This window comes from Chitinophaga ginsengisoli (assembly GCF_003014595.1).
Taxonomy (GTDB): Bacteria; Bacteroidota; Bacteroidia; order Chitinophagales; family Chitinophagaceae; genus Chitinophaga; species Chitinophaga ginsengisoli.
Genome location: NZ_PYGK01000009.1, coordinates 106,967 through 121,259, shown reverse-complemented (window position 1 = coordinate 121,259; position 14,293 = coordinate 106,967). Strand labels below are relative to the sequence as shown.

Below are 14,293 nucleotides of genomic sequence, written 5' to 3'. Positions count from 1 at the left end.
CCGCATTTGGAACATCTGGTATGACTTTGGCCTGGATACAGCATTATTTTAATATTGATTTAGGTTTCAATTTAAAAAATTCACCAGTCACACCAGTTAATGAGAAGTTAAGGAGAATCAATTCTATGTTGAAGACTCAGTGCGTTGTATCTATAAAAAGCGGGATTCCATAAAAAAACACCGGTGCACAACTGCAACCCTTTATTTAATGTAAACGATCCAGCGCTGCGCAAATGGCCTCACGCTCAGTGGTAAGCTTTGATAACTGGGTATTGATAAACTGCTCACTGCTGGCAGGCTTTGGGGCTTCTTTTAGAAAATGATCATGCTTTTTGTTTTTTTCTAACGCGGCATGCAACAGCCTGGCAGTGGTCACCAGGCAGGTAGCTGTAGCGCTGACCACATAAAAAAACACCAGTGCACGACTGCACCGGTGTATTGCTTAAACCTACAACTGTTACTCTTTGGTTTTGATAATCCGGGGAAGTATACGAACCCGGATCCGCCTATCAAAACACCAAAGAACTAATACTAAAACCGTGTCATACCTAAAGTTTTGTACAGATTGGCTTCACTGATCCGATACGCCGTCTTCGCATCAATGATATTACTGTTTGCCTGTTGCCAGATAGTTTGAGCCTCCAGCACATCCTGGCCTGTGATAGTTCCAGCCTTTAATCGGTCATTGCTCAGTCTTAGATTCTCTTCTGCCTGTTCCAGTGACGCGCCGGATAGCTCAATACGTTTAGCCGATTCATTCAGCAGTAAATACGCCTGCTGTACTTCGAGTGATATCTTCTCCTTTGTTTCCTGCAGCTGGTATTGCTGCGCGGAGATGTTATGCTGTTGCTGCTTAATCTTCTGTTTACGTTGCCCCCAGTCCAATATCGGCAGACTTACCTGAACGAGACCGTAGTAACTGGCGAAGGCGTTACTGGAAGGATTCCCCAGGTTGATCCCTTGTTTACCGAAACCAGCCAGTCCGGCGGCATTCAATCCAACGGTGGGTTTGAAGTCTGCTTTCAATAATTTCTCCTGGATCTTTTCTGCTTCGAGTGACTGCTGCAGGATCTTGATCTCAGGTCTGTCAGCTGTTATTTCCGCCATTGAACGGTGTAAGGTGGCATTATTGAAATCTCCCAGTACAGTATCCGGGAGCACGAAATCCGTACTATCTCCCAGACCGCTGATCTGTGCCAGGTTCAACTTCGCTAATACCAACGCATCGTTGGCCCGGAGCACATTGAGCTGGTTGTCGTTCTGTTGTACCTTCACCTGTAAGAGGTCATTCTTATAAGTCAGACCGGCAGTATAAGCGTTATTGAGTTCCTTATACAAACCATCCAGTTGTCGTGAATACTGTTCCGCCAGTTTGATCTTTTCCTTTGCGGCTACTACCTGCCAGTAAGCGCTTTCGGCGGACAATACCACTTCTGCTGTTGTCAGTGCCTTTTGCGTTTCCGCTATTTCAATGCCTTTGTCTGCCGCTTCCTTACCCAGTTTTATTTTACCCCCTGAATAGATCGCCTGTGAAGCAGATACCATTGGGCTTACTCCATATTCAGGCAATAGTTTATTCAGCGGAGTACCGAAGTAAAAGCCAGTTACAGAAGCATCTATAGTAGGTTTGTCCTTTGCTGCCGCTATGGCCTTTTGTGCCCGGGCAGCCCCTATCTTTTCCTGCGCAGCACGCAGGTTGTTATTCCTCGTCACCGCCAGCTTCCTTGCCTCTTCGAGTGTCAGCACCCGTTGCGCTGTCGCGTACTGCGATGCTAACAGTGCAGTACTGACAAGGAGCGGCGTTATGTATCGAACTATACTCATTTGCTTAATTAAATTGAACGGTTTGAAAACGCCTACGTTGCTTTACGCATGTACCGGTTTGTATTGTACAGGAGCATCCGCATCTGCCTGCGGCATCTCTGGTGTAACCGGTTGCGGTTTAATGAACTGGGCATAGAGCACCGGCACGACGAACAGCGTTAAGGCCATGGACACGATGAGGCCGAAAGCCAGTACACTACCCAGCGGCGCCCACATAGGCGATTTACTGATGATCATAGGCACTACCCCGACAGCGGCGGCAGAGGACGTCAGGAATATGGGACGCATCCTGCGCTTTGCTGCTGCGAGGGCGGCGGCTTTCAGTTTATACCCGTGATCATGTACCAGTTCATCCGCATAATCCACCAGGATGATCCCGTTCCGGACCACAATCCCTATCAGGCTGATGATACCCATAAAGGCGGTCATACCAAGTGGATTGCCTGTAAGATAGAGGCCAGAGAAGGCGCCCAACAGGCTAAGCGGGAAAGTGGCCAGTATGATCAGTGTTTTACCCAGATTCTTGAATTGGAATAATAATGTCAGGAAGATGAGAATCAGACTTACGCCCAGCGATACCATCATTGAAGGCTGGTTATCTGCGGATGATTCTGCATCACCACCGTAGGCAATACGAATACCAGGCGGCAGCTTCAACTGGTCTATCTGTGGCTGTACCTCTTTCAGGATGCGTGAAGGCTTCTGTCCCAGCTGTGCTTCGGATAACACAGACAATGTTCTCAGGCCGTTCCTGTGTGCAATCATGCCGGTATGCCAGGCAGGTGTCAATGATGCCACTTCCTTCAGTGGGATCTTATCGCCGTAGCGGGTGCTCACATGCAGGTTTTCCAGTGCCTGTGCATCCTTGCGACTCGCAGAATCCAGGCGAAGGAAGATGTCAACCGGTTTGTCACCTTCCCACATGGTAGACAGGGCATAGCCTTTCAATCCGGCGCCCAGGGTCTGTGTGATCGCCTGGTTAGAGATGCCCAGGCGATTGGCTTTATCTTCATTGATCTGTAAACGGATGCCAAAGTAGTCTTCCTCACAGTCCAGTCTCACCCAGTTGGTGCCTTTGGCATTCTCCAGTATTTTTTTGATCTGGGCTGCTACTTTTTGCTGGTCACTCGTGTTGTCGCCGATCACACGCACAGCAATGGGCGCTCCTTCCTGGAAACTCAGTTGTTTCAGCTTGATATTACCATCAGGCAGGAAGCCTTTTAAGGACTGCAGGTACTCATGTACCATCTCTTCACTGGCTTGACTGCTGACGGTCGTGATAAACACCTGCGCATAATTCCTGCGGGGTGTTTCCGGTGCGTAGGAGGTATGGAAACGAGGTGAGCTCATACCCATGAAACTGGTGATCTGTACGACGCGTTTATCTTTTTTAAGTACACCTTCCAGGCGTTTTACCGCTTCCTCTGTTTGCTGCAGGGAAGAACCGGAAGGCAGCCATACTTCCATGTTGAACTGATTCCGTTCGCTGATCGGGAAGAACTCAGGGTCTACCTTACCAGCAATGACAAGCGCCAGTAAAACCGCGGCTACTCCACTCATCATCGTCGCTTTCGGCCAGCGGAAACAGAACTCTACTCCCTTGTCAAATACATGTTGTAATCTGTCGAGCAGGTTCTTTTTCACAGGCCTGTCGCTGATACGGTGTTTAAGTCCTTTTTTGATGAACACATAGCAGGTGTAAGGCGTTAAGAGCAGTGCCACCAGCATGGAAGCGATCAACGCAATAGCGATCGTCACCGGCAATGATGCCATGAAATCTTTCGCGATACCATCCATAAACAACGCCAGCGGAGCGAAGGCGAAGATGATGGCCAGTGTAGCGGTAAATATCGGCAGAGTCAATTGTTTCGCCGCCTGCCATGCTGCCTGCCAGGGCGTGATGCCCTCATCCAGTTTTTCAATGTAATTGTCTACGACTACGATCGCATTGTCTACCACCATCCCCAGCACAATGATCAGCGCTGCGAGTGTTACCTGGTGTAATTCCAGGCCTACTATATTCATAATACCAAATGTGATCAGGATAGAGATCGGTGCCGCCACAGAGGCTACAGCTGCTACACGGAAAGGCAGCAATAGCATCACCACGATAATCACAGAGCCAATAGCCAGGCCAAATTCCACCATAAAATGACTGATGCTCTCTCCTACTACCTCCGGCTGATTCACTATGGTGGTTATTTTTATGTCCTCCGGAAAAGTGTGTTCTATCTCTTTGATCTTTGCCTCCACTTCCTTTCCAAACTGTACGATGTTACGTCCCGGCTGCATGTCGATCGACAATACCATCGCCTTGTTTTCACCCATGCGTACATAAGAAGACTGTTCTTCAAAGCGGCGCTCAATGGTGGCTACATCTTTCAGGCGTACAATGGTGCCATCAGGTTTGTTAAATACGATCTGGTTCGCCACTTCATTCTCCGTTTTATAGCGGCTGTTGGTGTAAACAGGCACGATATAATTGGAAGCCATGCTAAGCTCTCCGGTGTAATTTGTTACGTTCTGCTGCTGCAATACACCTACCAGGCTGCTGATATCAAAGCCATACTGACGCAGCTTTTCATCATTCACGTTAATATACAGCTGCCGTTGCTGCACACCAGAGCGATTGATCTTCGACACCACGGGGATCGTCTTCAATCCGTCTTCGAGTTTATCAAGATAAGATTCAATCTCTTCATAGCTACGGATGGGAGATGATACCCCAATGATCATAGCAGTCACATTACTGAAGTTGCTGTTCACGAAAGGACCGATCACACCTGCAGGTAACTGCGGCTTTAATCTGGCGTCCATATCGAGTTGCAGCGTATGCCAGAACTTCTTCCGGTCTTTCACCTCGGTAAATATCTCGGTAGTCACAAAGGTCTGTCCTTCGCGGGTTTCCGACTTGGTACTACGCTTCTTTACTTCTTCAAAAGAGAAGAGATACTGTTCTATCTTTTTTGTTACTTCCTGTTCTACCTGTTTCTCATCAGCACCTGGGTATATAGCATATACCAACGCTGTAGGCATATCTATTCGGGGATTCTCGCTGCGTGGCATATTCATGAGTGCCGATGCGCCGAGTATCAGTAGCAGACATGTTACGATAATCACTACCTGTTTATGCTTCATAGCGGCTTCCAGGTAATGCATTTTTCTTGGCTTGTTCATCTGTTTTGAATGATTTAATGGTGACAGAAATGGCTCAGAACTGAATGCTGCTACCGTCTTCAAGACGTGTTTGACCCTCAACTACGAGCCTGTCGCCTGCCTGCAATCCCTGCTGAACGATCACTTCATTATTACCCGTAACACCGGCAGCCGTAATACGCCTGCGGATGGCTTTATGCTGATCGTCGGCTATGAATACATAGGTAATATCATCGGCATCACGTACAATGGAAGCAGCGGGTATCACAATCTTTTCCTGCTCCCTGCCGGTGTATACCAACATTTCTGTCAGCATACCGGGTAACAGTTTTTCTGCCTTGTTGGTTAGTCTCACTTTTACGCCATAAGTCCGGGAACTGTTATCTGCCTGGGGATTGATAATTGTAACAGTGCCTTTTATACTATCATTCAACACAGGAATGATCACCAGTACTTCTTTGCCTACCGCCAGTTTGCTGATATCGCTTTCGGTAACAGGGGCCTTTGCATATACCTGGTCAGTCTTCAGTATGGTAAAGGCAGGTACGCCAGGAGATGCAGTAGCACCCTTATCTATCAGCTTTGCGGAGATGATACCTGTATAAGGCGCATACAGCTTCGTATCTGCCACTCTTTTGGCAGCCATGCGCACATTCGCTTCTGCCTGTGATAGTGAAGACCTGGCGGCGATATAGTCCCTTTCAGGCAAGCTACCTTTGTCATGCAGCTCCTTTAATCGTTTGAAATTGTCTGCAGCCTGGTCTTCCACGGCTTTCGCACTTTGTAAAGCGCTGACATAATCATCTGATTCGATACTGGCCAGTAGTTGTCCTTCGCGCACCTGTTGTCCTTCCTGTATGCTGACGGCCGTTACCCTTCCGGCAACAGAAAAGCCCAGTGTTACGGTATTGTCGGCTTCAATGGCCCCGGGATAATGCAATACTTCAGGTCTTGCATCGGCTGTTATTTTTTGTACCATTACTTTTACTGCATCCTGTCTGATGCTTCCCGGTTGTTTATGACCGCAGGAAGCCAGTACCGGCAAAGCCAGCACGAATGGAGCTCTTCCAAGAAAAAACTTCATGAGTTGGTATATTTAGAAATTGCTTACTCTCCTAACAATGATTAAAATGCTGGGGCAAAGTTGGTCATAAGTAACCGCTCAGAGAATGTCTGAAAGTAGAGAGTATATGTCTAAAACGACAGGTCGATGTCGGGAAGGTCAGGAAGACCTCCTGTATTCAGAGGGGGTGATACCGGTATTACGCTTAAAGAATTTACTGAAGAAGAACTGATCACTGAAATACAGCTGTTCTGCCACATGGGCGAGGGTTAAAGACATGTCATTCAGCAGGAGCTTGGCCTCCATGATTACCATTTCGTCTATCAACTCTCCGGCCGATCTGCCGGTCACCTCCTTCACGATCTGGGTCAGGTAACGGGGGGTAACATTCATTTTTCCGGCGTAGAACAATACACTGCGTTCCTCTTTGCAGCACTCATTTAACAACTTTATAAAGCGCATAGTGATCTCTTCTTTCCGGGTGAGCTGTATCTTTTTATCGCTGTTATTGCGCATGTACACTGATCGCAGCTCATATAAGAATGCCAGGAAGAGGTAAAAGATCACATACTGATCGGCAGGCAATCCATCGGTAGCCGTATATTTTTCCCGTAGCAGCAATAACATACTTAACAACCTGTCAAATTCAGCGGGTTTCAGCTCAAATCCAGGAAGACTGGCAGAGAAGAAGTCGAGCATTTCGGCATCTTTCTTACTGATACCACTTCTGGCCACAAAGTCGGCCGTAAATACCAGCCCTGCAAAGCGGTTTCCGGGCTTTATATCCTGGAACTGCCGTACGGCATTGGGTGGGATTAACAATACCTGCTTTTCGTGGATATTAAACTCCGTAGAATTAATACGTACCTGCGAGATTCCCTCCACCTGCATGATGATGATAAAATGATCGGAACGGAAAGGGTATTGCACCAGGTTCTTCATACGGACGTCATCCTCCTCGGTTACCATGAACAGCCCTTCGGTATGCTGGAGCCCATCCAGCATAGACAGCAGTTCAGCAAAGGTATGATAGGGAATACCGGCGCCCGTGGTAACGGATGTATTTTTCATTGTTTTACTTTAAGGAGAATAAGCATTCGCCGGCAAAGTAAAATATTTCTTTCATATTTCTAAGGGCGCCGGGCCCTGGAAAGTCACAAAAACAGCCGCCGGAATAATTCCAGACGACTGTTTATTTATAATTGAGTGGCGTAAGCCGGTATGTATTACTGCGCCAGTGCTAAGGTACGCTGATGTGCCATTCTCGCTCTTGTAAACAATGCAAATGCGCCCCACAGTGCCAGTGCCATTACGATGTATGCCTCTGCCAGTAATGCCTGTGTTTTAATAGTAAGCACATTCGCCATAGTATAACTGATGAAAGAAGTGATCACATACAGACTCCCCCCAGTAATACCACTTGCAATACCGGCATTCTTTTGAAAACGTCCCAGACAATAAGCAAACAGGTTATTGAAGATAAAACCAGACACCATATGAATGACAATAATAAACGCCATCAGGGTATACAGATTGGCGCTATATCCTGAAGTGCTCAGCATCCCTGCAATAGCCACACCCTGCACGACCAGCGCTGTAACGATCTTCTTGGAGAACGGCCGATTGATCAGTGATTTGGAAATGATGCCGCCTGCCATCAATGACAAGCCTGATAAGAGGGAACAATAACCGGTAACAACGGGCGATTGATGAAACACATGCTCAATAATGAAGGGGCTTGTCATGCCGTATACGATCACCATGGAATAACACAGCGCAATAATGACCAGTCCCAACACGAAGTCGGGTGTTCTGATCATCGATCCATATACTTTCAGGATCGGCTCCATTTTAAAGGGATGGAACGTTCTCAGTGATTCCCCGCCGTATTTTAGCTCCAGCACGAACAGGATCAAAGTGGCGATACCAAGGAAGTAGAAATTGGAAGACCATCCGAAGGCAGTCTGCAAATAACCGCCCAGGAAAGGCGCCGCAATGGGTGCAGTAGCCCAGATGATAGAAAACATGCTGGTATAATGCTTCAATTTTTCGCCGGAATAGATATCTACGAAATAAGCGCGCTTGCCCACTACGATCAGCGATACGCAGATCCCCTGTATAACACGCATCACATATATGAGCTGGATATTGTGCGACAAGCCAATGGACAAACTGGCGAGTGTAAATACCAGTAAAGCCGCCATACCCAGCCGGTAACGGCCGAAGCTATCCAGCAGGCTACCCACAAACCACTGGCTGCTGCCAGAGGCGATCATGAAGATCAGTAATGATAATTGCACTGCTGCATTGCTCACGTTCAGATCTGCCGCCATAGATGGTAGCGAGGGAATGTAAATATCTGTTGCAAATCCCGACAGGGGGATTAATGCAAATGCGAGAATGGTACTGATACCGTGATGGTTTTCCTTGATGAATTTCATGCCTGTGTAAAATTTTCCGTTGTGTAATTATTGTTGTTCTTCTGGCCAGTTCTCCGGAATAATAGACTACATAGTCTATTACTGTCTCATAAAAAAACAGCTGCGCTGTTCGGACTGGTTGAAGACTGATTAATCGAAAGATCGAATTTTATCGAACAAAATTAGACCGCGTAGTCTATTTCACCAAATAAATTTTGAACAGGTGTTTAAAAGGAAGGATTACCGTCGTGGCTGGTGTGGTGCTGCTGATCATATACCATCCGGCTCCTGCTTGTTGTTGCGGAATGCTCCGGGCGTAAGTCCTGTTTTAGTTTTGAATAATCTGCTGAAATGAGAAGCGTGCTCAAAACCCAGGTCATAAGAGATCTCACTGATAGACCTGTTGGTGCTCCAGAGCAGGTTCTTGGCTTCCTGAACAAGCCTGAGATGAATATGCTCCTGGGTCGATTTCCCGGTGAATTTCTGCAGCAGGTCGGCGAGGTACTTGGCAGACAGGTTCAACCTGGAAGCAAAGTATTTCACATCCGGCAGGCCGTCTTGTTGCAATATTTCCCGGGTAAAATACTCGTTCAGTAAAAATTCGAACTGCTGCACGATGTCATTGTTCACCTTCTCCCTTGTCAGGAATTGCCTGTCGTAGAAGCGTTCACAATAGCTGAGCAACAGTTCGATATTAGAGACGATCAGGTGTTGTGTATGTTTATCGATGCGTCCTGTGCACTCACGTTCAATCTTGTTGACGCAGTCGTACAGGACGGCTTTCTCTTCTTCAGAAACATGCAGGGCCTCATTGAGGTCATAGAGGAAAAAAGAGTATTGATGTATCAGCCGGCCGAGGTTGCCTGTGTTGATCAGATCAGGGTGAAAGAACAAGGCCCAACCCTCTTCCATCTTTACATCCTGCGCTACGCTAAGCACCTGTCCCGGGGCAGTGAACATCACAGATCCTTCTTCAAAGTCATATGGCGACCGGCCATACATGATCTCCCCTTTGAAACGTTTGCAGGAAACCAGGTAAAGGTCCATCTGGTAACCAACGCCTGGGTCCAGTACATTATGGTCGATAGTCCTAAGGTCCATGATGCTCACCAGCGGGTGCTTCGGCGCTCCGCACTGGTAAAGCCGGTGTAATTCACTGATTGTTCTGACATTGACTACTTTTCTTTCCATGTTGCTAATGTAGTGCTTTTTGCCTGCGTTTCCTGCTCACTCAAACGTTTACGTGTCGGCTCCTTACTGCTTGCCAAAAAATAACTGGTCAAACTGTTCTCTGAAAGCATCCGCGCCGATGCGGGTACGGGTGGCATAGAACTGTTTACCATCTTCGCCTGCAATATAACGCAGCTGGTCTTTCCTATCGGTAGCCGCTTCGTATACTGTTTCAGCAATGATTTCAGGAGGTGTCAGCTGCTCAGGCTTCATTACTTCGCTGAATGCCTCGTTGGCTTTATCAAGGATCGCTTGATACGGTGCTGTATTCAATGTCCCGAAAGCCATAGACCGGCCAACAAAGTCGGTACGGATACCACCGGGAAGTATATTCTTGATACCAATACCCAGCTTTGACAACTCAAAATGCAGACTTTCCGCCAGCCCTTCCAGTCCCCATTTTGCTGCATGGTACAACGCATTGAGTGGGAAGGTGATCATACCACCAATAGAGGAAGTATTGATAAACAATCCGGCTCCTTTCTCCCTGAAATGAGGCATAAAGGCTTTCGTTACCCTGATCACACCCAGCAGGTCTGTATTGAGCAAATTGGTGATCTGTTCGTCGGAAAGTGTTTCCAGTGGGCCTACCAGTCCATATCCCGCGTTGTTAAATACTACGTCAATAGTGAACTGACTGGTAGCAGTGCGTACGCATTCTTCTATACTGGAAAGACTGGTCACATCCAGGGGTAACAAGGTCACATTTTCCAGTAAGGACAGTTCCTTTTCTTCCTGTGGTTTACGCATGGTAGCTATTACATGCCAGCCTTTGCTTTGAAATAGTTTTGCAGTTGCTTTGCCCAATCCTGATGAGGCGCCTGTGATGAAAATTGTGTTAGACATTGTGTTGTTATTTTTTAACAAATTTCGGGCGGCGGGCGTGGAAGGAATTATACTTTTGGCGGCATGTCTTAACGATTTGGCAGATGGGGTACGGGCAACGCTGCCGCTACTTAAATAGCCAGGCGCTGACAAGATAAATTAACGATGATTCTCATTATAAAAGATCTGAGAATTTGCTGATATTTGGACTTCTTATGAACCGAAATCTCAACATTGCATCCGCTGACACACCACTAAGAACTGTCAAAAGCCGCCGTATAGAGTCTATTGATCTGCTCAGAGGCACTATCATGATCATTATGGCACTAGACCACGTACGCGACTATTTTCATGCGTATTCCTATATCAACGATCCGACGGACCTTCAGCATACCAGCCTTCCTATCTTTTTCACACGATGGATCACGCACTTTTGCGCGCCCACCTTTATGCTCCTGGCCGGTGTATCAGCTTGCCTGTATGGTGCGAAGAATGGCCGTAAAGCACTCTCCGGTTTCCTCTTTACCAGAGGTATCTGGCTGGTGTTTGTAGAATTATTCCTGATTACACTGTTCTGGACTTTTAATCCTCATTACCCGGCATTTATTCTCCAGGTGATCTGGGCATTCGGCCTTAGTATGATGGCGCTCTCACTCCTGATCCATTTACCACGGACCGCACTGCTGCCACTCGCTATTATCCTGGTAGCAGGACATAATGCGTTGGATAATGTACATGTTGCCGGCGATAGTCCTTCGGCATTTCTGTGGTATATATTACATCAGCCTAATTTTGCCGGATTTACTGCGGGGCCTTTCCATTTTGTAATAGGGTATCCTATTATTCCGTATATCGGCATCATTAGCTTAGGCTATTGCCTGGGGAGTCTCTATACACCGGATACGGCTCCTGAAACCCGCAAAAAGTCACTACGCAACATAGGCATCGGAGCTATTGTGCTCTTTATTATCCTCCGCGGAATAAATATCTATGGCGATGCGGCACATTGGTCCGCACAAAAGAACTTCCTGTTTACGGTACTCTCTTTTGTGAATGTGACAAAGTATCCGCCGTCCTTACTGTATATACTGATGACACTTGGGCCTTCGGTACTGTTCCTCGCCTATGCAGAACGCCCCTTGAACAAGTTCACTTCTAAAGTGGTTGTTTTTGGTAAGGTGCCCATGTTCTTTTACCTGCTGCATATCCCGCTCATCCATGGCCTGGGTGTGCTTGCAGCCAGCTTGTCGGGACACTCTCCTGCTGATATGGTTAATCTTACAACATGGGTGACGGCGAATCCGCAGTTACAGGGATATGGATTCTCCCTGCCTGTTGTATACCTGATATGGGTAGTAGTGATGCTGCTATTATATCCGGTAAGTCATTGGTTTAGCCAGTATAAGCAGGCGAATCAGGGACAGAAAAAGTGGTTGAGCTATTTCTGATGCTGACAAAATAAAATGTTTCTCAATACAATAGAAAGAGGCTGATTCTTCATGAACCAGCCTCTTTCTATTTCGGCTGCGATGGATTAACGCTGGATAGAAAAAGACACGTGGATGTTTTTTCAGCAGAAGTGGTACCTTTGCGCCCGAAATAAAGCCAACGCACTTGGGAGACAACAGTGGAAGTAAGGTGTCTTATTTTTTGGAGGAATCGATAAAACAGATAACATTACCTGAACGGTTTACCTTTCCATTTTATTACGAGCCACATCCTTTAACAAGCATAGCAGCCGCTGAGCTGCAACATTACCTGGAGACGCAGACTGACCTTGAGCACAACTTCGGACTGGATGCCAGCCAGGACGGGCTCGCTATTGGGAAAATGTTTGGTGTGCTGGTAATACGTTGTCCCGAAGGAAAACTGGGCTATCTGTCAGCTTTCTCAGGTAAACTGGCAGGTTCAAATGATCATCCGAAATTTGTACCGCCTGTCTTCGATATGCTGGTGGAAAACAGCTTCTTTCTCAAAGAAGTGGAGATCATCAACAACATTAATACCCAGGTGACTGCATTATCCTCCGATGAAAGCTATCAGCGCCTGCGTCAGGACATTGAAAGACTTTCGGCCGAATCGCTGCAGGAAATCGCCGCTTGCAGGAAACAACTGAAGCGCAATAAGGACAGCCGGAAACAGCTTCGTGAACAGCTGCAGCACAGCCTGAATCAGGGCGAATATGCTATAGCAGCAGCTGAACTTGTTAAACAGAGTTTGTATGACAAGCATCAGCTTAAAATGCTTACAAATAAATGGGAACAGCAGCTGGAAGAAATGCGGACAAGATTGGCGCAATATGACGCCGATATCGAAGCCTTAAAAAATGAACGTAAGGAAAAATCAGCCGCTTTACAACAACAGCTTTTTGATCAGTATGTATTTCTGAACAAAGACGGTAAAAGCAAGAGTTTACACGAAATTTTCAGCCTCACTCCCTTTGGTAAACCACCTTCCGCTGCAGGCGAATGTGCCATTCCCAAACTATTGCAATTTGCATTTACGCATGGCTATGAACCTATTGCCATGGGTGAATTCTGGTGGGGTGCTGCACCGAAATCTGAAATCAGAAAACATAAGCATTTTTATCCGGCATGTACAGGTAAGTGTAAACCTATTCTGGAACATATGCTTGAAGGAATGGCTGTGGACGAAAACCCGCTTTTATACGCGCCGAAAGAGGCCAGCAGGCTTGAAATAATTCATGAAGACGAGAGTCTTGTTGTAGTCAATAAACCATCCGGCTTACGTTCCGTTCCGGGAGTGAATGTGCAGGATTCCGTCTATACCAGGTTGAAAGACATCATGGGCGATACCGAGCCGCTTATTGTTCACCGCCTGGATATGGATACTTCAGGATTGCTGGTAGTAGCTAAAACGCAGGAGGCACACAAGCATATTCAGCGACAGTTTTTAAAGCGTACGGTCAGCAAACGTTATACGGCACTGCTGTCTAAAGTGATTGATCAGTCGGAAGGTGAGATCGATCTTCCGCTAGGCCCCGATTTGTTTAACCGGCCAAGACAACTGGTTTGTTTTACAAGCGGAAAGAAAAGCGTTACGAAGTGGAAAGTAGTTACACGATACGAATCGATGACCAGGGTTGATTTCTGGCCACTTACAGGCAGAACGCACCAGTTACGGATGCACTCCGCTCATGAACTTGGGTTGAATGCTCCGATTGTTGGCGACGATCTATACGGCACTGCAGCTGAAAGGATGTACCTGCATGCTGCCCATATTGAGTTTATACACCCCCAAAAGAAAGAAAAGGTCAGCTTTGAGGCAGCCGTAGCTTTTTAATGGGATATTAATTGTGCAATACCCCAAAACAGCTTACATTCATCTTGTTGCCGCCCTGGCCACACAATCCCAAAATCATTTTATATCAGTTTAAAATACTATAAACAGATAGACTATGAAAAACAGTATATGGCTGGATGATCCTGAAGAACATGATTACCCCGCAGCACAGGATTATCTGGAGTTGTTATTTGAGCCTGCCGAAGCCGCAAAGATCGTTGCCAGACTAAAACAAGCGAAGACCATCAGTAAGAAGTCAAAGGATATTCTCAGGGCCAGTAAATTGCCTTTACTGCCAAAAGAGAATGTACATGTGCAGATCGATCTGAAAAAATTCAGCAAAGAAAAGAGACTATCGCCCCTCCTGCTGGTACGACACGAGTCTGGTCTCATCATAGCAGACGGGTATCATCGTATGTGCGCCAGTTACTACCTGACGGAGGACCTGGATGTACTTTGCAGGCTGGTATAG

The 14,293-nt window shown here is 46.8% G+C and carries 11 protein-coding genes; 3 read left to right on the top strand and 8 right to left on the bottom strand.

Translation table 11 applies throughout. The features are described from left to right. Positions 1–205: 205 nt before the first annotated feature. The 8 genes from CLV42_RS20960 to CLV42_RS20925 all read right to left on the bottom strand — a co-directional run bounded on the left by CLV42_RS20960 (position 206) and on the right by CLV42_RS20925 (position 10,539). Positions 206–415, bottom strand: coding sequence for a hypothetical protein (locus CLV42_RS20960; RefSeq protein WP_106603898.1), 210 nt, complete (start codon positions 413–415; stop codon positions 206–208). 116 nt (positions 416–531) lie between these two features. Next, positions 532–1,824, bottom strand: coding sequence for a TolC family protein (locus tag CLV42_RS20955; RefSeq protein ID WP_106603897.1), 1,293 nt, complete (start codon positions 1,822–1,824; stop codon positions 532–534). 42 nt (positions 1,825–1,866) lie between these two features. Further along, a complete protein-coding gene (locus CLV42_RS20950; RefSeq protein ID WP_211303504.1) occupies positions 1,867–5,001 on the bottom strand; it encodes an efflux RND transporter permease subunit in 3,135 nt (1,044 codons plus the stop codon). A gap of 34 nt (positions 5,002–5,035) precedes the next feature. Beyond that, on the bottom strand, positions 5,036–6,064 hold the full coding sequence (locus CLV42_RS20945; RefSeq protein ID WP_106603896.1) for an efflux RND transporter periplasmic adaptor subunit: 1,029 nt from the start codon (positions 6,062–6,064) through the stop codon (positions 5,036–5,038). A 138-nt stretch (positions 6,065–6,202) separates the two neighbouring features. After that, entirely contained in the window at positions 6,203–7,114 is a 912-nt protein-coding gene (locus CLV42_RS20940) for a helix-turn-helix domain-containing protein (protein ID WP_106603895.1), read from the bottom strand. Positions 7,115–7,269: 155 nt separating this feature from the next. Then, entirely contained in the window at positions 7,270–8,484 is a 1,215-nt protein-coding gene (locus tag CLV42_RS20935) for an MFS transporter (RefSeq protein ID WP_106603894.1), read from the bottom strand. A 249-nt stretch (positions 8,485–8,733) separates the two neighbouring features. Continuing rightward, positions 8,734–9,654, bottom strand: coding sequence for a helix-turn-helix domain-containing protein (locus tag CLV42_RS20930; RefSeq protein ID WP_106603893.1), 921 nt, complete (start codon positions 9,652–9,654; stop codon positions 8,734–8,736). Between the two features lie 63 nt (positions 9,655–9,717). Next, complete coding sequence (locus CLV42_RS20925) at positions 9,718–10,539, bottom strand: SDR family oxidoreductase (protein WP_106603892.1); 822 nt, start codon at positions 10,537–10,539, stop codon at positions 9,718–9,720. Between the two features lie 194 nt (positions 10,540–10,733). Here CLV42_RS20925 and CLV42_RS20920 point away from each other — a divergent pair, with 194 nt between their 5' ends. The 3 genes from CLV42_RS20920 to CLV42_RS20910 all read left to right on the top strand — a co-directional run bounded on the left by CLV42_RS20920 (position 10,734) and on the right by CLV42_RS20910 (position 14,293). Further along, the gene (locus tag CLV42_RS20920) at positions 10,734–11,966 is read left to right on the top strand and encodes a DUF1624 domain-containing protein (protein WP_106603891.1); all 1,233 of its coding nucleotides are present in this window, start codon (positions 10,734–10,736) and stop codon (positions 11,964–11,966) included. 166 nt (positions 11,967–12,132) lie between these two features. Further along, positions 12,133–13,821 (top strand): RluA family pseudouridine synthase, encoded by a 1,689-nt coding sequence (locus CLV42_RS20915; RefSeq protein ID WP_106603890.1) that lies wholly within the window; start codon positions 12,133–12,135, stop codon positions 13,819–13,821. A 115-nt stretch (positions 13,822–13,936) separates the two neighbouring features. Next, a complete protein-coding gene (locus tag CLV42_RS20910; RefSeq protein ID WP_106603889.1) occupies positions 13,937–14,293 on the top strand; it encodes a hypothetical protein in 357 nt (118 codons plus the stop codon).

What these genes read in the sequence shown, in the direction of transcription:
- CLV42_RS20955 (WP_106603897.1), bottom strand. Translation starts at nt 1,824, where the DNA reads ATGAGTATAGTTCGATACATAACGCCGCTCCTTGTCAGTACTGCACTG.
- CLV42_RS20950 (WP_211303504.1), bottom strand. Translation starts at nt 5,001, where the DNA reads ATGAACAAGCCAAGAAAAATGCATTACCTGGAAGCCGCTATGAAGCAT.
- CLV42_RS20945 (WP_106603896.1), bottom strand. Translation starts at nt 6,064, where the DNA reads ATGAAGTTTTTTCTTGGAAGAGCTCCATTCGTGCTGGCTTTGCCGGTA.
- CLV42_RS20940 (WP_106603895.1), bottom strand. Translation starts at nt 7,114, where the DNA reads ATGAAAAATACATCCGTTACCACGGGCGCCGGTATTCCCTATCATACC.
- CLV42_RS20935 (WP_106603894.1), bottom strand. Translation starts at nt 8,484, where the DNA reads ATGAAATTCATCAAGGAAAACCATCACGGTATCAGTACCATTCTCGCA.
- CLV42_RS20930 (WP_106603893.1), bottom strand. Translation starts at nt 9,654, where the DNA reads ATGGAAAGAAAAGTAGTCAATGTCAGAACAATCAGTGAATTACACCGG.
- CLV42_RS20925 (WP_106603892.1), bottom strand. Translation starts at nt 10,539, where the DNA reads ATGTCTAACACAATTTTCATCACAGGCGCCTCATCAGGATTGGGCAAA.
- CLV42_RS20920 (WP_106603891.1), top strand. Translation starts at nt 10,734, where the DNA reads ATGAACCGAAATCTCAACATTGCATCCGCTGACACACCACTAAGAACT.
- CLV42_RS20910 (WP_106603889.1), top strand. Translation starts at nt 13,937, where the DNA reads ATGAAAAACAGTATATGGCTGGATGATCCTGAAGAACATGATTACCCC.